Annotated in this window: 19 protein-coding genes and 2 pseudogenes; 12 read left to right on the top strand and 9 right to left on the bottom strand. The window is 72.1% G+C overall.

Annotated elements, in window-relative coordinates; genetic code table 11:
* Positions 1 to 95: 95 nt before the first annotated feature.
* Positions 96 to 224: pseudogene (locus ABTY56_RS14695) on the top strand (antibiotic biosynthesis monooxygenase); the annotation flags it as partial.
* Positions 225 to 314: 90 nt separating this feature from the next.
* Here the strand turns inward: ABTY56_RS14695 and ABTY56_RS14690 are convergent.
* The 3 genes from ABTY56_RS14690 to ABTY56_RS14680 are packed head-to-tail and all read right to left on the bottom strand — an operon-like array spanning position 315 to position 3,008.
* Complete coding sequence (locus ABTY56_RS14690) at positions 315 to 980, bottom strand: hypothetical protein (protein WP_350629126.1); 666 nt, start codon at positions 978 to 980, stop codon at positions 315 to 317.
* Entirely contained in the window at positions 964 to 2,238 is a 1,275-nt protein-coding gene (locus ABTY56_RS14685; RefSeq protein WP_350629125.1) for a hypothetical protein, read from the bottom strand. Before ABTY56_RS14685 ends, ABTY56_RS14690 begins: the two co-directional genes overlap by 17 nt.
* Positions 2,235 to 3,008: an ATP-binding cassette domain-containing protein gene (locus tag ABTY56_RS14680; RefSeq protein ID WP_350629124.1), complete on the bottom strand. Its 774-nt coding sequence runs from the start codon at positions 3,006 to 3,008 to the stop codon at positions 2,235 to 2,237. Before ABTY56_RS14680 ends, ABTY56_RS14685 begins: the two co-directional genes overlap by 4 nt.
* A gap of 283 nt (positions 3,009 to 3,291) precedes the next feature.
* On the opposite strand from ABTY56_RS14680, the pseudogene ABTY56_RS14675 reads away from it, so the two are divergent.
* A pseudogene (locus tag ABTY56_RS14675) lies at positions 3,292 to 3,485 on the top strand (antibiotic biosynthesis monooxygenase family protein); the annotation flags it as partial.
* Between the two features lie 185 nt (positions 3,486 to 3,670).
* On the opposite strand, the gene ABTY56_RS14670 reads toward ABTY56_RS14675, so the two are convergent.
* Positions 3,671 to 3,865, bottom strand: a complete 195-nt coding sequence (locus ABTY56_RS14670; RefSeq protein ID WP_350629123.1) for a hypothetical protein — start codon at positions 3,863 to 3,865, stop codon at positions 3,671 to 3,673.
* On the opposite strand from ABTY56_RS14670, the gene ABTY56_RS14665 reads away from it, so the two are divergent.
* Together ABTY56_RS14665 and ABTY56_RS14660 are read left to right on the top strand one after the other, a co-directional pair.
* A complete protein-coding gene (locus ABTY56_RS14665; RefSeq protein WP_350629122.1) occupies positions 3,864 to 4,361 on the top strand; it encodes a hypothetical protein in 498 nt (165 codons plus the stop codon). The two genes, ABTY56_RS14670 and ABTY56_RS14665, sit on opposite strands and share 2 nt — an antisense overlap.
* A gap of 68 nt (positions 4,362 to 4,429) precedes the next feature.
* Positions 4,430 to 5,113: a hypothetical protein gene (locus tag ABTY56_RS14660; protein WP_350629121.1), complete on the top strand. Its 684-nt coding sequence runs from the start codon at positions 4,430 to 4,432 to the stop codon at positions 5,111 to 5,113.
* A 167-nt stretch (positions 5,114 to 5,280) separates the two neighbouring features.
* Here the strand turns inward: ABTY56_RS14660 and ABTY56_RS14655 are convergent, their stop codons facing one another.
* The 3 genes from ABTY56_RS14655 to ABTY56_RS14645 form a co-directional block, all read right to left on the bottom strand.
* On the bottom strand, positions 5,281 to 5,637 hold the full coding sequence (locus ABTY56_RS14655; protein WP_350629120.1) for a hypothetical protein: 357 nt from the start codon (positions 5,635 to 5,637) through the stop codon (positions 5,281 to 5,283).
* Positions 5,638 to 5,751: 114 nt separating this feature from the next.
* On the bottom strand, positions 5,752 to 6,678 hold the full coding sequence (locus ABTY56_RS14650) for a hypothetical protein (protein ID WP_350629119.1): 927 nt from the start codon (positions 6,676 to 6,678) through the stop codon (positions 5,752 to 5,754).
* 564 nt (positions 6,679 to 7,242) lie between these two features.
* Complete coding sequence (locus ABTY56_RS14645; protein ID WP_350629118.1) at positions 7,243 to 7,662, bottom strand: hypothetical protein; 420 nt, start codon at positions 7,660 to 7,662, stop codon at positions 7,243 to 7,245.
* A gap of 622 nt (positions 7,663 to 8,284) precedes the next feature.
* Between ABTY56_RS14645 and ABTY56_RS14640 the strand changes: the two genes are divergently transcribed.
* Both ABTY56_RS14640 and ABTY56_RS14635 read left to right on the top strand, forming a co-directional pair.
* The gene (locus tag ABTY56_RS14640; RefSeq protein WP_350629117.1) at positions 8,285 to 9,055 is read left to right on the top strand and encodes a VOC family protein; all 771 of its coding nucleotides are present in this window, start codon (positions 8,285 to 8,287) and stop codon (positions 9,053 to 9,055) included.
* Positions 9,056 to 9,357: 302 nt separating this feature from the next.
* Complete coding sequence (locus ABTY56_RS14635; RefSeq protein ID WP_350629116.1) at positions 9,358 to 10,044, top strand: hypothetical protein; 687 nt, start codon at positions 9,358 to 9,360, stop codon at positions 10,042 to 10,044.
* Between the two features lie 43 nt (positions 10,045 to 10,087).
* Here the strand turns inward: ABTY56_RS14635 and ABTY56_RS14630 are convergent, their stop codons facing one another.
* Positions 10,088 to 10,825: an SDR family oxidoreductase gene (locus ABTY56_RS14630; protein WP_350629115.1), complete on the bottom strand. Its 738-nt coding sequence runs from the start codon at positions 10,823 to 10,825 to the stop codon at positions 10,088 to 10,090.
* A gap of 160 nt (positions 10,826 to 10,985) precedes the next feature.
* Here ABTY56_RS14630 and ABTY56_RS14625 point away from each other — a divergent pair, with 160 nt between their 5' ends.
* Positions 10,986 to 11,561 (top strand): TetR/AcrR family transcriptional regulator, encoded by a 576-nt coding sequence (locus tag ABTY56_RS14625; protein ID WP_350629114.1) that lies wholly within the window; start codon positions 10,986 to 10,988, stop codon positions 11,559 to 11,561.
* A gap of 113 nt (positions 11,562 to 11,674) precedes the next feature.
* Here ABTY56_RS14625 and ABTY56_RS14620 read toward each other — a convergent pair whose 3' ends face one another.
* On the bottom strand, positions 11,675 to 13,003 hold the full coding sequence (locus tag ABTY56_RS14620; RefSeq protein ID WP_350629113.1) for a hypothetical protein: 1,329 nt from the start codon (positions 13,001 to 13,003) through the stop codon (positions 11,675 to 11,677).
* A 478-nt stretch (positions 13,004 to 13,481) separates the two neighbouring features.
* Between ABTY56_RS14620 and ABTY56_RS14615 the strand changes: the two genes are divergently transcribed.
* The 5 genes from ABTY56_RS14615 (at position 13,482) to ABTY56_RS14595 (ending at position 18,387) form a co-directional block, all read left to right on the top strand.
* Positions 13,482 to 14,471 (top strand): DUF4129 domain-containing protein, encoded by a 990-nt coding sequence (locus ABTY56_RS14615; RefSeq protein WP_350629112.1) that lies wholly within the window; start codon positions 13,482 to 13,484, stop codon positions 14,469 to 14,471.
* Positions 14,468 to 15,013, top strand: coding sequence for a hypothetical protein (locus ABTY56_RS14610; RefSeq protein ID WP_350629111.1), 546 nt, complete (start codon positions 14,468 to 14,470; stop codon positions 15,011 to 15,013). Before ABTY56_RS14615 ends, ABTY56_RS14610 begins: the two co-directional genes overlap by 4 nt.
* Positions 15,014 to 15,128: 115 nt before the next feature.
* Positions 15,129 to 16,187, top strand: coding sequence for an AAA family ATPase (locus tag ABTY56_RS14605; RefSeq protein ID WP_350629110.1), 1,059 nt, complete (start codon positions 15,129 to 15,131; stop codon positions 16,185 to 16,187).
* 5 nt (positions 16,188 to 16,192) lie between these two features.
* Positions 16,193 to 17,611, top strand: coding sequence for a DUF58 domain-containing protein (locus ABTY56_RS14600; RefSeq protein ID WP_350629109.1), 1,419 nt, complete (start codon positions 16,193 to 16,195; stop codon positions 17,609 to 17,611).
* A complete protein-coding gene (locus ABTY56_RS14595) occupies positions 17,608 to 18,387 on the top strand; it encodes a hypothetical protein (RefSeq protein ID WP_350629108.1) in 780 nt (259 codons plus the stop codon). Before ABTY56_RS14600 ends, ABTY56_RS14595 begins: the two co-directional genes overlap by 4 nt.
* Positions 18,388 to 18,560: the final 173 nt, after the last annotated feature.

The raw sequence follows: 18,560 nt of genomic DNA, 5'->3' as shown, positions 1-18,560 counted from the left end.
CTCCGCCATCATGCCCGCGACCCCCACCGCCCGCTCGCCACCCTCTGCATCACGTGACCAAACCGGACACATCCACAGAACGACGCTGCCCTGGGATGGAGGGCCCCATGAAGTCGGCCCACCAGAACGGCGGCGAGGGCGAGGCCCCGAAGCGCCCCGCGGCCTCCGGCTCCACCCTCTGGTCCTTCGACGTCGTCCAGTCGACCGGCCCCAAGAACGCCTAGAAGACGGATGAAATTGCCGGTTCCGGCCTCACCGCATGAGCGGTGAGGCCGGAACCGCATGCACCGACGGGCCGTCACGAAAGATCGGGGCTAGACGTGCCCGTTTCTGGCGGGCAGGAAAGCCCGTACATGCCATGGGGTCAGAAGAAAAGCGGCCATGCCACATGCGGTACTCACCATGGCAATGGCCCAGCAGGGAATGCTTTCAGGCGGCTGGCCGGTCCAGTCCCACCACCGGGCCTGGCCCTCACCGTCCTGCCCCAGATAGGTGAGCGGAAAGATCGTGGCAACCGGGATGATCCAGGACAGCTTCCGGCCGAAAATTCGACCGGAGAGCAACGCGAGACCGAACCAGATGACGCAGGCCCGGGCAAGCACGATCGCAAGGCCGGCCCCGGACGCGAAGAACTCGGTTCCGCCGACCAGTGCCACGGATACGCTACCCGCGATGAGTACATGCCAGATCTCGTAGACCCGCAGATTCGGGCCGGCGGCAAGTTCGAACTGGCCCATGCGACTGTTCAGACTGCCCGCCGCGAGCGCGGCGAAAGCGATGGGAAGTTCACGGCGCATCGGGACGCCGATCATCCCGCCGGGACCACTTCCTGGAATGGCCAGCATCTGCGATCCAAAGAAGGCGCTGATAGCAGTCAGTAGGGTCAGGCCTATGGCGAGCGCCAGGAGCTGATGCGCGCGGGCATACTGCAGAAAATTCCTGGCTTGCGGACTCGGGATTTTCTCAGCCGCAGTAGGCATGTTGAATCTTGTCAATCCGCTGCTTTGCCCATTCCAGTTGGATCTGCTCGGGTTGATGAATCAGCTGCGCGATGGGTTCCAAATTCACCTCCGGTGGGCCGCCGTGCATCCCAGCCGGCTGGCCGCCCCCGAAGATGCGCATCGTCAGCCACATCATGAGCTCCCCGTTTGACTGGACGAAGTCCTTGGTGACTCGTGACCCGTCAGGCAGTGGGCAGTTCTTCGGCCGAGATGCGAACAGGATGCTTCCGGCCAGCGACTGGGCCGGATCCCACATGGATCCTTCCAGGATGTAGAAATCCTCGAAGGCATGCTGCCTGCCGCTCCGGAGGCCCTTTTCGTAGAAAGCATCAGGAATCACGAACATGCCCTGGGGGAGCTGCCGAATGCGCTCGCTCATCGCTCCGGCCTGCGAAAGGTACTTCTGGTCGTCGGGCCACAGGCAGAGTGCCGGTGCTCCGGAGGTGCACAGCGGCTCACCCGGCGTGGCACGGTCGACCTGGACGGGCTTCGTGGCCATCAGTCCGACACCGGCGATGACCAACGAGAGGCAGGACGCGGCTGTACCGATGCGACGTGCGGTGTTGGGCCAACTGCCTTCCGTCGCAAGCGGAGACCGCCTGGTGAATGTCACCGCGACAAGAAAGGCCGCCAGGGCCAGCAGGCTCCGCGCCAGGACCGCCGGCTGCGACGCCGAGCGGAACGGCTCTCCTGAGATCACGTAGAGGCCGAGTGATGTCGGGGCGCCGAACCAGGCGATGACGACCAGTGAGCCCAGCCCGACGAGCACCGGTGCGGTGAACTGTGTCCGCGACCACGAGCCGACCAGGTGCCCCACGCTCGCGAAGGTGACCAGCAGCGCGGCACCGAGGATCAGATAGCCAGGCCAGAGAAAGCCTGATCCGGCCTTCGGCCAGCTGACGGCAGCTGCTACCAGGACACCGACGAGATAGGCGCTCAGACCGTAGGTGAGCGTTGAAGAAAGCTGGGCCGCCTGAACCTGCCAGGAGGGTCGGGACGCAGAGTCCATCTGGTCGTGGAAGTTGTGGCGAGCGGAGCGCCCCCCCGCCCAAGCGGCTGCCGCAGCCAGCACAGGAGCGAAGTAGAAGGCCGGGATCTGTGCTTGAACGCTCGTCTGGGCCCACTCGCCGATCCACCACCGGCTACGGCCGAAGAGGGTTGCGAGATCGAGTGCGACCAGCAACGGAAACCACCAGCGGAGCGGGGAACGGCGCAGTTCCACCAGGTAGGGCTTCATCGAACACCACCCGACCGGGCCGCGAGCGCGGCCATATAACCACGCTCGAGCGACGTGTCCCCAGGTGTGCCCACCGGTACCGGCAGTTCACCGAGTTGCTGCGGAGTGCCCCGGAACACGAAACCTCCGGATGCCATGACCGCGACATCGCTGCAGACGGCCGCCACATCCTCGACCAGGTGAGTGCTGAGCACCACCGCCGTATCGTCGAGAGATCGGATGAGCTCGCGGAACTCCAGGCGCTGCGCGGGATCCAAGCCGACGGTGGGTTCGTCGAGCAGGACCAGGCCGGGGGACCCGACGATCGCCGCGGCGATACCGGCGCGGCGCACCATCCCGCCGGACAGGGATTTCATTCGCGCGTTCATGCGGTCGGCCAAACCGACGCGCTCGATCACCGCGACGGAGTCACGGTCGGCCTGGGAGGACGGGACCTGACGCAACCACGCGTTGTAGCGAACGAACTCGTGGACGGTGAACGCCGGTAAATACCCGAAATCCTGCGGAAGGAATCCGATCCCGCGTCGCGCCATTCGGGCAGTCTTTTCTGACACAATTTTCTGATTGTGGATTTCGACCGTCCCGGAGCGCGGCGGTGTGATCGTCGCAAGGGTACGCAGGAGCGTTGTCTTGCCGGCGCCGTTGGGGCCGAGCAGTGCAAACACGCCAGTGCCTATTTCGAGATCCAATCCCGAAATGATGATCTTTTTTCCGTAACCTTGCTTTAATTCGGAGATACGGACTACCGAATCCACAGGATTCCCTTTCATGTATGAGCTGTGTGTCGCAGGGCGTGCTCTCGACGAACTGCCGGGCGTCCTTCTCCTGTTCGTCGCGGCCCTTGATGTCCCGTCCCGTGAGGGGGACGAATTTCCGGCCCGGTGCCGCGTTGTCCGAGTCGGAATCTTTGCCTGCGGCGGGAGTTGGGTCGGCGTCCACCTCGAAGGAGAGGCGGGCCGGTCCAGCCCAGTTCTGCCCTGTCAGATCGCCCAATGGGCGCGAGTCACCAGGTCTTCGGCCATGGACGTAAAGGTACATCTGATGATGCGTTGCCCGGTCGAGGGCATCGACAACTACCTCGTCTACACCCGCTGGCGCAGCGAGGAGGACTTCAAGGCCTGGATGGAGGGCCGATGAAGGCCGCGCACCAGAGTGGCGGCGAGGGTGAGGCCCCGAAGCGGCCGGCTGCCTCCGGGGCGACCCTGTGGTCCTTCGAGGTCGTCCAGTCGGCCGGGCCCAAGGGCGCTCACCCGGACGGTCATCAGGCCGTCCATGGGTACGAGGTCGACGGTCGGCCGGCCGCCGTGTGGACCTGGAGTGACCTCGACTGACGACGGCGACGCGACCGCCGATCAGACAGCCGCAGCTGCAGCCGCTCGGGCCCCGACGGTCCCCGGTGCGGGGCGGGTCGCCCCGCACCGGGGACGCGGGCTCAGGCTTCCACGCCGTAGTACTGGGCGAGGAAGCCGATCACGTCGGCGGTGTGGGGGAGCAGTTCGGGGAGTTCCCGGGCCAGGGTGGTGCGGGTGGCCTCGGCCAGTTCGGGCAGGCTGGTGGCGGCGGACTTGACGTACGGGTCGAGGCGGCGGACGAGTTCGTGGTTGCTCTCCACGTCGAGCTGGCGCATGGCCTTCTCCAGCGGGGGGCGCGTCGGCCGGCGGGATGTCGGGCAGGACGCGGCTGACGAAGGTGACCCGGTGCAGGACCCGCCGGCACGGCGGCTTGCGGTCCGCCTGGCGGGCCTGGCGCAGCGCAGCCGCGTTGGGGTCGTTGCCGTTCTGCAGCCGGAGCGGGTCGACGACCTTGTTGACGCGGGGCTTGAAGTAGCTGTACTCGCCCCGGTCGCGGGCCCCCTGGTAGTCGGGGTCGGCGACCTTGCCGCGCTCGTCGAAGCCGACGGTGCCGTCCAGGGTGCCCTGCTCGGTGTAGCGCGGGTTGATCGGGAACGGGACGACGTTCCAGTCCTTGGGGATGTCGGGGTTGGGCTGGATGCGGTAGGCCACCAGGGCGCCGCTGTGCGCCAGGCGCAGCGCAAAGACGTCGGCGGTCTGCGACTGGACGACGGCGAAGCCGGTGTTGGCCGGGACGTACCGGCGTCCGGCGGGGTCGGGTCGCGGGGTTGACACCGACCACTCGGCGTGGGAGTGACGGAGCCCGCGATCGTGTCAGTGGGCTGCGGTTGAATCAGCGCATGACCGTTTATGAGGTGACAAGTCGGCTGCCGGAGATCTCGGCTGTTCGTGACCGAGCCCAAGCCATGGCCGTGCTGGAAGTGATCATGTGCGACGAGCCATCGCTGCGCTACTACTCGTTCGACCTGGCGTGGTCCGAGTCGGAGATGCTGGCGTCGATGGACGACGGCTCGGGGAACGACTACTCGGTGGTGTTCTCGTCGGCCGGCGCGTTCGCTCGCGGCTTCGACCACGAGTCGCCCATGACACCGTGGGCCGAGGACCCGCTACGGCTCTGGCCGGGGTTGGTGGATGCGGTGCCCGAGGCGTTCCACTCGCTCCTGACCGAGCCGTCGTTCTGTGAGACGGACGGAACCCTGAGGGCGACGGTGTGCTTCTGGCGGGAGTCCTCGGACGTCGGCTGGCAGAGCGGGGCCGTGGACCTTCCGGACGGGGGCATCGGCGACGTGGACGGTGCGAGCTGGCTCTTCGACGTGCTGCTGGCCGGAACGGCCACGGCCTATCGGGACTTCGCCGAGGAGTACTACGAGAAGGCCCCTGACCTGACGGCGATCCAGCACGTCCTCGATCATCGACCGCTCACGGAAGCCGTCGTCGCCCTCCTGAATCCCGATCGCCGCCTCGGCGACATCCACGGAGACGTCGCCCGGATCGGGTACGGGCGCGACCTGGCCGTCGGCTGAGTCGGCGGGTGCCCGAGAGGCCCCGGAGGCCTCGGTCGTCCCGGTTCACACCGTCGAGGCGGTCGCCGCGTCGCGTGCGGCGCTGCCGACCCGCCTGGCCGTGTTGCGTGCGGACCGACGCGCCGGGCGGGGGCCGCTTTCGCGGCCCCGTTCGGTTCCTCGGTGGTTCAGGGCGCCGCAGGTTCTGCCGGGAGGGGGGCGTCTTCAGTGGTCCCTGAGGTGTCTGTGGCGGTGGGCACGGCGGTGGGGGGCAGGGTGCCCTCCTCGGCGCTGCGGCAGCTGCTGCAGGTGGTCCAGGGGAGGCGGGGGCGCAGTTCACCGAGGTCGGTGGGCAGGTGCGGGGCGAGGGTCATGTCGGCGGTGTCGAGGCCGCACAGCGTGAGGGGGTCGCAGACGCCCGAGGCCCCCGCGCGGGCGGTGTGCGCGCGGCGTACGGGGTTCTCGGGGTCGGCCGGGGTGTGGTCGGGGCCGAGGAGCCGCACGTTGGTCGGTGTGTCCGCTTCGAGCACGATGATGGTGTCCATCTCCTCAACCTCGTCGCAGGGCCGGTGCGCTGCACGCGCACGGTGGCATCCGGATCAGTCGGTCGAGCCGGGTGTCTCGCGTCCTGGCCGTCGGACCGTCGAGACCCCGGGCTCTCACCCGGGCTGGGCCAGGCCGCCGAAGCCCAGTGCGGTCGTCCGGGCCGCATGCAGGGCCGCCCTGGCGCGGGCCACTCCGACGAGGGTGGTCGCGCCGCTGCCGCCGACGGCGGGCGGGGGTGCTGCAAGGCCGGCGCAGGGGCGGCAGATGCCCGGCTGCGGGACGGGGTCGTGGCACTTGGCGCACTCGGCGTACCGGGGCGCTGAGGGGCGTGCGGGGGCCCGTTCGGGCGGCATCTTGTGCTCCAGGCGGTAGCGGATCACGGCTGCCGCCGAGTGCAGCGGGACGGGCAGCCCGGGCAGCAGGGCCCGGGCGAGTTCGGTGTGGGTGGCGCCGCGTTCCAGCCACCGGGCGACCAGCGGGGCGAGCTTCCGGGCTTCGGCCTCGCCGAGGTGGAGGCGGGGCTCGGGCCGGATCGCTCGGAAGAGTGCGGCGACCGCCTCCCGGGTTTGCTCGTCCGGCAACGGGGGAGGGTCGTCGGCAGTCTGGTGCCCGTCCTCCGGCCCGTCCTCCGGCCCGTCCTCCGGCCCGTCGTGCTGCGCGGCGTGCTGCGCGGCGGGGAGGGAGGGTTCTTTGTCTTGGTTCTTTACTACGGCGTCAGCACCACCGGTGGTCGCCTCACCGGGCGCCGGACGGGTGGTACCCGGTACCGGGAGCTGCGGGGTGTCGTAGACGTGGTTCTCGGTGCGGAGGGTGCCATCGGGCAGGCGGATCGTCTCGATCCGGTAGAAGCCGGCGACGATCAGCTCCTTCAGGGCCTTGCGGATGGCGCCGCGCCCCTGGGGGCTGGTGTCGGCCATGTGCCGGCCGTCCTCCTGCCAGCCGTCGGGGCGGGAGAGGAGGTCCGCGAGCAGACCGCGGGCGGTGTAGGAGAGCCGTCGGTCCTGCAGGACGGCGTTGCGAAGTACGGCGAAGTCACGCACGAGAGCGCTACGATGAATACGCATCGGGAGCCGATTACTCCTGTTGCCGGGCCCCGGGGTGTTGCAAGCACCGCCGGGGTCAGCCAGTTTTCCGGTTGGTTCGCGAAACGTAACACGGCAGGTCAGGCGGGGATCCAATCGGTCGCCAAGCGACTCTGATGGCACGTCAGTCGACGGCGAGCGGTCCGATGCCGACCGAGATGCGACAGCTCCGGTCACCGGGCCGTGCCGTGGGCGGCACCAGTGGGTGGCCCGGCCGCGCGGCCGGGACCGGTGGGACGCGAGTCGTGCGGCCGGTTCATGGAGGGCGCGCCACACATTTCACCTCTTCGAGTGAATCGGTGGCGGGAGCACCCCACATGGGGCCGCCGCGCTGATCACGTGGGCGAGGGTGACGGCGAGGGTGACACCGCCAACCTCGGCGGCGACCCGGACGACCTCACCGCCCCGGCTCGGAATCGCTCAAGCGCCCCGGCGGGATTGCGTGCGGCGCAGGTGGCGGTGGGGCCGGGCGGGTTCACGGAGTAGGGGAGTGTGGTCGTGCTTCTCGGGCCGGGCGGGTGGTCAGCGGTAGGGCCGGCCGTCGTCCCGGTGGTCGGTGGTCCCGCCGACGAGGCGCCAGGAGCGGCTGTGTCGCGTCAGGGTCCACGCCTCGGGCGCGCGTTCGGCGGCGTCGATCCAGGCGGCGAGTTCGGGGAGGGCCTGCTGTCGCAGGGCCTCGCGGGCGGCGGCCCGCCGGGTGGACGGGAGCGGCGTGACGCGGATCCGCACGCTGGACCACAGGCTGGGGTGGATGCCGCAGCCGTAGTTGGAGGAGAGGGGCGGGAGCCATTCCGCGTGGAGCAGGGTCCCGTCGTCGCACGGACGGTCGGCGAAGTCCAGATCGACGGTGTCCGTTTTCTGCTCCCTGAGGACGGTTCGGATGTCCGTCGGGGTGAGCGGCCAGGACAGCCCTCGCGGCAGACGGCGGTTACGGGACGGCATGGCCCCGAGAGTGGCATGCGCCCTGGTGGGAGCGCATGCGATTTTCGGCTCGGCCGCCGGGTCGTGGTCGGGCTGTCGGGCTCCGGGGCGAACGGTCGGGGTTCGTACGGCCTGTCGGCTCGTGCCGACCATGCCCGCTTCGCGGGGGTTTACGGGGTCCAGGGCGGGAACCTGATCTGCCACGAGGGAGCGGGCCGGAGCGGGGATCAGGCGAGGGATCAGGACGGGGACCAGGACGGGGACCAGGACGCGGACGAGGGCGGCGTCCGGCCGGGTCGGCGTAGGTCGCCGCGGCCGGGGCGAGCGCTCGGCGAGCTCCGCGCGGAGCGCGTCACGGTTGTGCGTGAAGCGCCTCAGGTCGGCCGTGAACGCCTCGGGGTTCGCGGCCGCCAGGGCCTGCTGGATGCGCACCGCCTCCTCGGTGGCGGTCGGTGCCGCCTCCGGCCGAGCGGCCGCGGCGAGTCGGTTGCCGAGGTCGGACAGCGCGCCGGCGAGGCACGTGGACGTCGGCGTCGACCCCGCCGCACACGGCCGACCTCCGAGCCGCCGGTCCTGCCGGAGATCTGACGACTGGTCAGATATGGTCCTCCTGCCCCGACCCCGACACCGAGAGGCTCGTGCGTTGAAGGTAACCAAGATCGTCCCCGGTTCCCCGTGCTGGGCGCAGCTGAGCGCCCACGACCTCCCCGCCGCTCAGGCGTTCTACGGCGAACTGTTCGGCTGGAGTGCCGAGACCGACCCGGACCCGCAGTACGGCGGCTACACCACCTTCTCCCACGGCGGAGCGCCCGCCGCGGCCGTGGCGCCGCTGATGAACCCGCAGCAGCCGGTGATGTGGCTGGTGTCCTTCGCGGCCGACGACGTCGACGCCACCTGCGAGACCGCCAAGGGCGCGGGCGCCCAGGTGTGGATGGGGCCGATGGAGATCGGCGACCTCGGCCGCTGGGCGCTGTTCAGCGACCCGACCGGCGCGCCGTTCGCCGTCTGGCAGGCCCGGAAGTTCGCCGGGTTCGGCGTGGTCAACGAGCCGAACGCCTTCGGCTGGGTCGACCTGTCGACCCGGGACAAGAACGCCGCGGTCGAGTTCTACAGGACCACCTTCGGCTGGCAGGTCTGGCCGAACGATGTCTACCCGATGGTCGGCCTGGCCGGCGAGATGTTCGGCGGCGTGATGGCGATGGACGCCTCCATCCCGGCGGAGGTCCCGTCCCACTGGGCGCCGTACTTCCAGGTCACGGACGTGGACGCCGCCGCGGCGACCGCGACGCGCCTGGGGGCGGAGATCCTGCACGGGCCCGTCGACGTGGAGATGGAGAACGGCCCCCGGATCGCCGTGGTCCGCGACCCGCAGGGCGCCACCTTCGGCGTCTTCGCCCCCCGCACCACGAACTGATCCCGCCGGGCGCCCCGCCCACCGCCACGGGTCCCGGCCGCACAACGGCCGGGACCCGTGGCGGTGGGCGCCACCTCATCCCATGCGGTCCGGACGGTTCGCGAAGCAGACAGGGGAAGCTCTGGCAGGGTCTACTCGGCCGGTGACGTGCTGCTTCTCGTCGACCGCCAGGATCTGCTGCCGGCGGGGCAAGCCCGCGGCGTCCTGGAGTCGCCGAATCACCACGCCGCACGGGCCGTTGATCAGTAGGCTGGCTCACCGACCAGCAGATCGTGTCGGCTGGACGAGGGCGGGGGCGCTTCGTGTCGGATGCAGTGCTGAATGTCGTGATCGGGCTGGTCACGAGCGTCGTCAGCGGCGGGTCCGTGTGGGTGTGGAAGCGCGTGAGTACCGCTCGCATTCTTCACCGGAAGCAGGCACTCCTCGGCCTGCGGCCCGGCGTGCCCTGCGTCATCATCCTGAACAGCCACTGGCAGGTGCCCGCGGTCACCGAGCACAGTGATGTCTACGCGATCATCGAGCTGGCGATGCTCGCCGAGGAGGCAGGCTGTGCGTTCTCGCTCGTTGCCGCCGAAGCACCTGAGCTGAACGGGGATCGCGCCGAACTCAGCATCGGTGGTCTTGGATCGAATCGGCGCAACGTCGAATACGTGGCACGGCACCTGCCGGGCGTGAGCGTCAATCAACGTGGTGACTTCACCGTCGGCGGTGAGTGTTTCATCCACGAGCAGGGGCGGGCTGACCATGCCCTGGTCGCGAAGTTCACCCCGCCCCGGCACGCTCAGCCGGTCCTCGTGATCATGGGGCAGTCGGCGATCGCCAACCGCGCTGCGGTGCACCTGCTCAAACGCGACTACAAGGTTCTCCTGAAGGAGATCGAGTCGCCCGATCGGTTCTGTCTCATGGTGCGCGTCGACGCGGCGGATACCTACGGGTACCAGGCTGTCGAAGTCGCTACCGACCTCTCGGCCGTCGCGTTCCAGCGTTGATGTTCCCCGGTGGGAGGACGGTGGCACGGGCCGCCCTCCGGCGTCAGGCCTGTGCGGTGGGGCGGACGACGATCTCGCTGACGTCGACGCCCTCGGGCTGGTCGATGGCGTAGGCGATCGCGGAGGCGATGGCGGAGGGCGGGATGGCGATCTCGTCGCGCTGCCGGAGGAGTGCCGCGGCCACGTCGGGGGCGGCGCCCTTGCCGATGCCCTCGGTGTGGGTGAAGCCGGGGGAGACGAGGGTGACGCGCAGGTCGGGCCCGGACTCCTGGCGCAGGCCCTCGGTGAGCACCTTCACCGCGGTCTTGGTCGCCGCGTAGACGGCCTGGGGGGACTTCACCGTGTAGGCCGCGGTGGAGGCGATGGTGACGAACTGGCCGGAGCGCTGCGCCCGGAAGACGGGGAGGGCGGCCGCGATCCCGTTGAGCAGGCCGGTGATGTGGGTGGCGACCATGGCGTCCCAGTCGTCCTGGCGCAGTTCGTCGAACGGGGACACCGCCATGGTGCCGGCGTTGGAGACCAGGACGTCGAGCCGGCCGAACCGGTCGAGCGCCGTGTCCGTCAGGCGCCGTAGGTCCTCGCGGCGGGTCACGTCGACGACGGCGCCGACGGCGTTGCCGCCCTGCGCGGTGATCTGCGCGACCACCGCGTCCAGCCGGTCCTTCCGTCGTGCTCCGAGGACGAGTCGGGCGCCCCTCCCGGCGAGGTGGAGGGCCGTGGCCGCCCCGATTCCGCTACTGGCGCCAGTGATCGCCACGACCTTGCCTTCGATTCCCGTCATGGGCAGCCTTCCTGAGTCGTGCAGGCGGACCGGTGTGAGAGTGGCCTGCGGTTGAAGTGGGGAGTCCTCCACTTGATGGAACGTTAAGCGGGGAACCCCCCGTTTGGCAATCGGCGGACAGGCCGGGAAGGATCGACCGGCAGACAGGAAGGGACGACACGTGACCGACGGCAGCTCACACCGCCCGTTGCGCGCCGACGCGCAGCGCAACCGGGACAAGATCCTCGCGGCCGCCGTGCGCGTGTACACCGAGGACGGGCTCGACGCCCGGATGGAACACATCGCGAGGGCGGCGGGCGTCGGCAGTGCGACCCTCTACCGCAACTTCCCCACCCGGGAAGCCCTGATCGAGGCGGTCTACCGCAACGAGCTGGCCCAGTTGTGCGACGCCGTCCCCGGCCTGCTCGCGGCCGAACCGCCCTACGAGGCCCTGCGCGCCTGGACCCGGCTCTTCCTCGACTACGTCGCCGCCAAGGCCGGAATGGCCGACGCGCTGCGCGCCCTCGCCGTAGCCGGGAACATCTCGCACGGCCGGAGCCGGGACATGATCCGCGCGGCCCTCGCCGACCTGATGGACGCCTGCACGGCCGTCGGCGCGATCCGCACCGACATCAGCCCCGCCGACCTCGGGGCCGCCCTCGAAGGCATCGCCCTCACCTCGGCCGGGCCCGACCGGAGAGCACGCGCCGAACGCCTGTTGGACCTCACCCTGGACGGCCTGACGGTCCGTTCGTGAGTCATCGGAGCGGGTAGCCACCGGCACGGATGGCCGTCGGCGGATGGCCACGGGCGCGAACGGACCCGCGCCTCCCCGGTGGGTGACCGGGGAGGCGCGGGTCGGCGGATGGTTCAGGAGCGGCGGCGCAGGCGGCCGACGAGGACGAGCGCGCCGGCACCGAGGGTGGCGAGCGCCGCGGCGGCGGCGACTGCCGGGACGGTGTCGGACCCGGCGCCGGTGGCGGCGAGTTCGCCCGCGACGGGTGCGGCGGGGGCGACGCCCGCAACGGGGGCGACGGGGGCGGGCACCGTGTCGGTCGCGGGCTTGGTGTCCGTGGCCGGCCTCACGTCCGTCGCGGGCTTGGTGTCGGTGCCCGAGGTCCCGGTGGTCGGCTTGGTGCCGGTGCCCGAGGTGCCCGTGGTCTTGGTGGGCGCCGGGGTCGGGGTCGGGGTCTTGGTGGAGGTCGGGGTCGGGGCCGAGGTCGGGGCGACGACCTTGACGGTGCTGCCCTGGCTGCACAGGGTGGTCCCCAGGAACGGGGTGCTCCCCTCGTTGACGAAGACGCACGGGTTGATCTCGGTCGCGCCCAGCGGGGTGGTCCCGTCGTAGGACACGCGCACCCGGGTCACCGTGGTCTTCCCGGCGCCGATGGAGGAGTTGCGGCCCTGCAGGTAGACGCCGGGCTTGTCGTCGGGGTCGCCGCCGGTGACCTTCTTCAGCGTGGTCCACGTGCCGTCCGCCTTGCGGACCTGGACGGTGGCGTGGCTGTCGGTGAAGAGCACGTTGCCGAGGTTGACGTAGGCGGACGGGGTGGGGTTGGACAGCACCGCGTCGAATTCGATCGGCTCGCCGCCGGCGACCGCCGTGGCGGGCACGTGCGCCACGGAGTTGGCGATGGACTCGACCGAGATCGTCCTGACCAGCTCGCCCAGGTTCTCCCACGTTCCCGGAACGGTCAGGCGGGAGCTCAGGGTGATGGAGCGGAAGCCGCCGTTGCTCGCACCGTCGTGCGGCAGGCCCATCGGGGCGCCGATGCGCATGTCCAGCTTCACGGTCTTGCCGGCCGCGACCGTGATGCCGTTGATCAGGCCGTGGTAGGTGGCCTCGCCGTCGCCGCGGTAGAACTCCAGCGGGACCGACGTCCACGTGCCGTTCGCCGGGTCCTTGTAGTCGATCGTGATCGCGTGCGGCGGGGTGCCCGCCTCGGTCGTGGTCTGCAGGACGAGGGAGAAGGCGGTGGTCTCGGTGCCGGTGTTGGTCACGGTCTCGGTGAACGCGACGGGCTGGCCGGCGAAGCCGACCGCCTCGGGCGTCCGGACGGTCAGCGTCCCCTGGTGCACGCCGTCGGCGAAGGCGGCCTGCGCCGGGAGCGCGAGCGAGCCGCCGAGCGCGAGGACACCGAGCGTGGCAGCGACGGCGACCGCGCGGCGGGAACGGCGGATGCGGGTGGTGCTGGACATGGTTCCCCCTGGAACAACTTGTTGTGGGCATGCCGAATAGAGGATTCGGCGACACCGAATGCGATGGGATGTGGGTGTGTGCGTGTACGTGGGTGTACGCGAGTCAGCGGTCGAGACGCCTCGTGGACCCGACGGGTCGCGGAGGCCGGCTCTCGGACGGAGGACGCCCCCTTGGGAGTTGGCCCCGTTCCTCGCTTCTCACTGATACAGACGTGCGGCGGTCGCCGGGGTTGCGGGTGGTTTCGAAGAATTTTTCTCGCCTCCGGAACTCGCCTTCGGACGCGCCTCCGGAACTCGCCTCCGAGCTCGCCTTCGGAGCGGCCGCCGTCGGTATGCGCCGGGACGGGCCGGCGGACCGTGGGACGCCGGGGACGCCAGGGGTGCGCGGGACGCCTGCGACGGCAGGTGACACCGTGACGGCCGGTGTGCGACGCTGCACCTCGCGCGCCCTTCGCGCGCGGGGGACCGGGGGGTTCGCATGAGCGGTGGATCGCCGTCGCGTACGCGCGGGCGGTACGGCAGGCCGACGGGGGTGCTGCTGGTCGTCGTCGGGCTGCTGACGGCTGCCGCGACCCTGCGGCCGGGGAGCGGGTTACTGGGCACGGCGGCGAGCGGGCCGGTGACGGGCCTCGGCTACGTGGTGCTGCTCTCGCTCGGCTGGGCCGTGCTGGTGGGCAGGTTCGCGGTGCGCTTCCGCGAGGAGGTCCGCCACCTCGACGGGCCGACACCCCGGGCCGACCGCCTGCGGGAGACGGCCATGCTCCTGCTGCCACTGGCCGCCGCCGCGGTGCCGGTCCTGCTGCTGGTCCTGTACAGCCGGTCGCGGTCCGGGCCGGACGAACTGCCCCACCTGCCGCTGCCGTCGCCCACCTCCACGCCCGAGGTCGTCCCGTCGGACCCGCCGGTGCCGGTCTCGCCGGACTCCGGCCACGGGATCGCGTTGCTGCTCGTGGCACTGTCCGTCCTGGCGGCGGCAGCCTTGGTCGCCCTCGGCGTGGTCGCCGTGCTCCAACTGCGCACGTTGAGGCGTCGCCGCCGGGAGCTGCCCGAGGTGCCGCCCGCTGCGCCCGCGAGCCCCGAGGGCGCGCTCGTCGAAGCCGTCGCCTCCGGCCGCAGGGCCCTGGAGGGAGCGGACGCCCGGGCGGCGGTGATCGCCTGCTACGCGGCGATGGAGGGTTCGCTGGCCGCCTCCGGACTGCCCCGGCAGGCGTGGGAGAGCCCGACGGAGCTGCTGTTGCGCGCCATGTCCGACGAGCGGATCGACGCCGTCGGAGCACGGGAGTTGACGGCGCTGTTCCGCGAGGCCCGGTACTCGACCCACCCGATGGACGACAGCCAGGTGCGCCGGGCCCGTACGGCCCTGGACGCCATCGCAGCCCGGCTCGCGGACGCCGAAGCCACGACGGCTGCCGGCGCACAGGCCGCGGCCGACGCAGCGGCGGCACACACAACTGGGGAGCAGCGGTGAGCAGTTCGGCACTCCGACGTGACGGGTCCGTGGACGGGGCGGACCGCGAACTGGCCCGGCCGGGCTCGGTGCGGCACAGCCTGATCGAGCTGGCCGTACCCGCCGTCCTCGCCGAGATCCTCTTCGCCCTGGTCGGCGGCTGGCCCGGGGCGGGGGCCGGTGCGGTGCTGCTGACCGCAGTCGGCCTGCTCGTGGCCCGCCGGGTCGCCGGAGCGGGAGCGGGAGCCGAGACCTTCTTCCGGCGCCGTCGACCGCACCAGATGGAGGCGTACGAGCCCGGCCTCGGCGACTGGCGCTGGACGGTCCGCCAGGGCCTCGACCCCCAGGGGGACACCGCGCCGCTGCGCTTCCGGCTCCAACGGCTGTACGCGGTACGGCTCGCGGAGGCGCACGGCGTGGACCTGTCGGCCGACCGCGCCCGGGCCGCCGAGCTCCTCGGGCCCCGGCTGTGGCCGTGGATCGACCCGTTGGCGCCCGCCCCGGCCGAGGCCTTCCCGGCGGCGGTCCTGCGCGAGCTGGTCGACCGGCTCGACTCGCTGTGACCCACTGCGTCCCGGGGGCGGCCCCGGGCCCGGGCGGGCACCCCTCCCATCCCTCCCGTCCCCTTCCACCCGTCCCAGTCCTCCCCACCGACCGAATCGTTTCTGCAGGAGAGTCATGCCCGACCTTTCCACCAGCCCCACGAGCCCCGTACTGCCCGGGGCCGTCCCGACGACTCCGCCGCCGACCTTGTCGCCGACCCCGCCGCTGACCCCGCAGCAGGCCGGCGAGCGGGCCCGCGCGGTGATCGCGGAGATCGAACGGGCCGTGGTCGGCAAGCCCGAGGCGCTGCGCCTGGTCATGCTCGGCGCCCTCGCCGGCGGGCACGTCCTGATCGAGGACCTGCCCGGCCTCGGGAAGACCCTGCTCGCCCGCTCCTTCGCGACCACCCTCGGCCTGGACTTCCGCCGGATCCAGTTCACCCCCGACCTGCTGCCCTCGGACGTCACCGGCGCCCCCTTCTACGAGCGCAACACGGGCGAGATGGTGTTCCGGCCCGGCCCGCTGTTCACCCAGCTGCTGCTGGCCGACGAGATCAACCGGACCCCGCCCAAGACCCAGGCCGCCCTCCTGGAGGCGATGGCCGAGGGTCAGGTCTCCGTCGACGGCGCCACCCGCCGACTGCCCGACCCCTTCCTGGTCATCGCCACCGCCAACCCGATCGAGTACGAGGGCACCTACGCCCTGCCCGAGGCCCAGCTGGACCGCTTCCTGCTGCGCGTGCGCATGGGCTACCTCCCCACCGCCACGGAGGCGGCGATGCTGCGCGCCAGGATCGACCGCGCGGCCCCCGAACCGGTCCTGGAGACCGTGGTCGGCCCGGCGGAACTGCTGGCCATGCGGGCGGCGGTGGAACGGGTCGAGGTCGACGACGACCTGGTCGGGTACGTCATCGCCCTCGTCGACGCCACCCGCAACGACCAGCAGATCCAGGTGGGCGCCTCGCCCCGCGGAGGCCTGGCACTGGTCCAACTGGCCCGCGCCCACGCGATGGTGGAAGGCCGTGACTACCTGACCCCCGAGGACGTCAAGGCGCTCGCCGGCCCGGCCCTGGCCCACCGCATCACGCTCAAGCCGGAACTGTGGGTGCGCCAGATCGAGGCGGACGACGTGCTGGCGCGGCTGGTCGCCTCCGTCCCGGCACCGCAGACGCTGCCCCGGGCGGGCGCACGGTGAACCCGGTGCCGGACAGCGGCGGGACCCCGGCCACCGGCCGGGCCCCAGCTGCCAATCAGGCCCCGGCCACCGGCGGGCCCGCCGACGGCACGGACCGGATCGCCCGCCGCGTCCGGGCACTGGCCGTCGCCCGCAGCGCCCGCGCCACCGCCGCCGGCCTGCCCGACAGCCCGCCGTCACCGCACTGGCGGCCCGGCGAGCAGACCCTGCGCCTGCTCACCGTGGCCACCGTCGCGGCCGTCGCCGCCCTGGTCACCGGCCACGCCTGGCTGCTCGCCCCGGCCGCCTTCGCGGCCGTCCTGCTCGCGCTGGCGGCTCCCGGCCGCAGCCGCCCCACCCGGCTGTCCGCCGAGAGCACCGTCCGCCCGCAGCGCTGCTTCGAGGGCGAGCCCGTCGCCGTGCACGTCACCGTGCACCACGACGGCCGGATCGGCCCGCCCGAGCCCGTCGTGACGCTCGGCCCCGGCCTCACCCTGGACGCGCTGACCGTCACCCCGACCGGCGTCGACCTCGTCCTGCACGCCGCCAGCTGGGGCCGCCGCCACCTGGGCGTCGTCGACGTCGACGTCCCCGACGCCCGCGGCCTGACCCGCCGCACCGTCCGCACCGACCTCGGCACCGTCGACGTCTTCCCCGTCCCCGACACCGCCCGCCTCACCCCGATCCCGGTCCGCCTGCCCGAACGGATCGGCGAGCACACCACCGCGCACGAGGGCACCGGCATCGAGGTCGTCGGCGTCCGCCCGCACGTGCCCGGCGAACGGCAGCGCCGGATCCACTGGCCGTCCACGACCCGCCGCGACGCCGTCCAGATCAACCAGTTCGCCGCCGAACGCGCCGCCGACGCGGTCGTCCTGCTCGACACGCTCGCGGACTACATCGACGCCGCCACCGGGCGCCGCAGCCTCGACGAGACCCTGCGCGCCGCCACCGGCCTGACCCGCGCCTACCTGCGCCGCCACGACCGGATCGGCCTCGTCGCGGTCGGCGGGCGCCTGCGCCTGCTCACCGCCTCCACCGGGGACCGGCAGTTCTACCGCATCGTGGAGAGCGTGCTGGAGGTCCGTCAGGACCGCCCCCAGCGCGGCCCCCTGCCGACCCTGCCGCTCGCGGCCCTGCCCGGCCACGCCCTCGTCTACGCGTTCACCCCGCTCGCCGACCAGCGCATCCTCGACGTGCTCGGCCAGGTCCGCGAACGCGGCAACCCGCTCGTCGTGGTGGAGATCCCGGTCGGGGAGCCGGCGGTCGGCCCCGACGAGGAGACCGACGCCCTCGCGCTGCGCCTGTGGCGCGCGGAACGCGAGGCGATGCGCGCCACCCTGCGCGGCCGGGGCGTCCCGGTGGTCCGCCACACGCCCGGCGAGAGCCTGGACCTGGCCCTCGGGCCCCTGCTGCGCCGCCGGATCGTGGGAGCCGCCCGATGACCGGACCGACGAAGACGAATACGCCGGCGACCCGCGCGACCCGCCAGACCCGCACGAGCGGTCCGACCCGCGCGACCCGCGCCACGCAGCCGGGGTCACCGCTGCGCACGCTCGCCGAACCGGCCCGCCACCCCCGTACGGGCGCCGCGGCACCGGCCCACCACACCGGCTGGGCCCCGCGCCTGGAACGCGCCGCCCTGCGCGCCACCGGCACCGCCCTCGCCCTCGCCGCGGCGGGCACCGGAGACGGCACGCTCACCGACCGGCTCGGGCCGGTCAGCCTCCTGCCGGTCGCCGTCGGCGCCCTGTGGGCCGCCGTCCCCGCACCGGACGCCTCGGACGCGTCGGGTGCCCCGCCGGCCTGGCTCGCGCGCCTGTCGGCGACCCGCACCACCCTCCTCGCCGCGGCCTCCGTCCTGCTCGCCGCCCTCGGCGAACCGTCCTGGTGGCGGGCGCTCGCCGTGACCGTCCTGCTCGCCGGTCACCTGCTGCTGCTCGACGCGTTCGGCCCCCGGCACCCGAGCATCCGGCCCGCCTCCGCGGCCGCCGCCCTCACCGCCGCGCTGCTGGTCCTGCCACCGGCCTTCGCCCCCGCCACGGTGGGCGAGTGGTCCCGGCCGCTCGCCGCGCTGGGCCTGGCCGCGGCCGCCGTCGGCGTGGGCCTGGCCCTGCGCCCGGAGCGGACAGAGCCTCCGGCGGACCAGCCGCCGCCCGCCGACGGCCCGGCCCGCTCCCGCGACGCCGCCGGCCGCCGCCCGGCCGGACGCCGACACTGACGCGGCAGCCACCGCGCGCCACCACGCCGTCCCCGACCCACCCACGTCGCCTCGAGTCCCACCCACGTCGCCCCGCCCACGCGGTGGCGCGCGGACCAACCGCCGTAACGCCACGGGCCGTTGCCGCCCGCCGGTGGTTGCGCGGCCTGAGGTGGGTGGCAGGGGCCGACATC

The organism is Kitasatospora sp. NPDC097691, assembly GCF_040302665.1.
In the GTDB taxonomy this organism is placed as follows: Bacteria; Actinomycetota; Actinomycetes; order Streptomycetales; family Streptomycetaceae; genus Kitasatospora.
The sequence above is the reverse complement of the archived record's forward strand: the minus strand, read 5'-3'. Positions and strand labels throughout refer to the sequence as shown.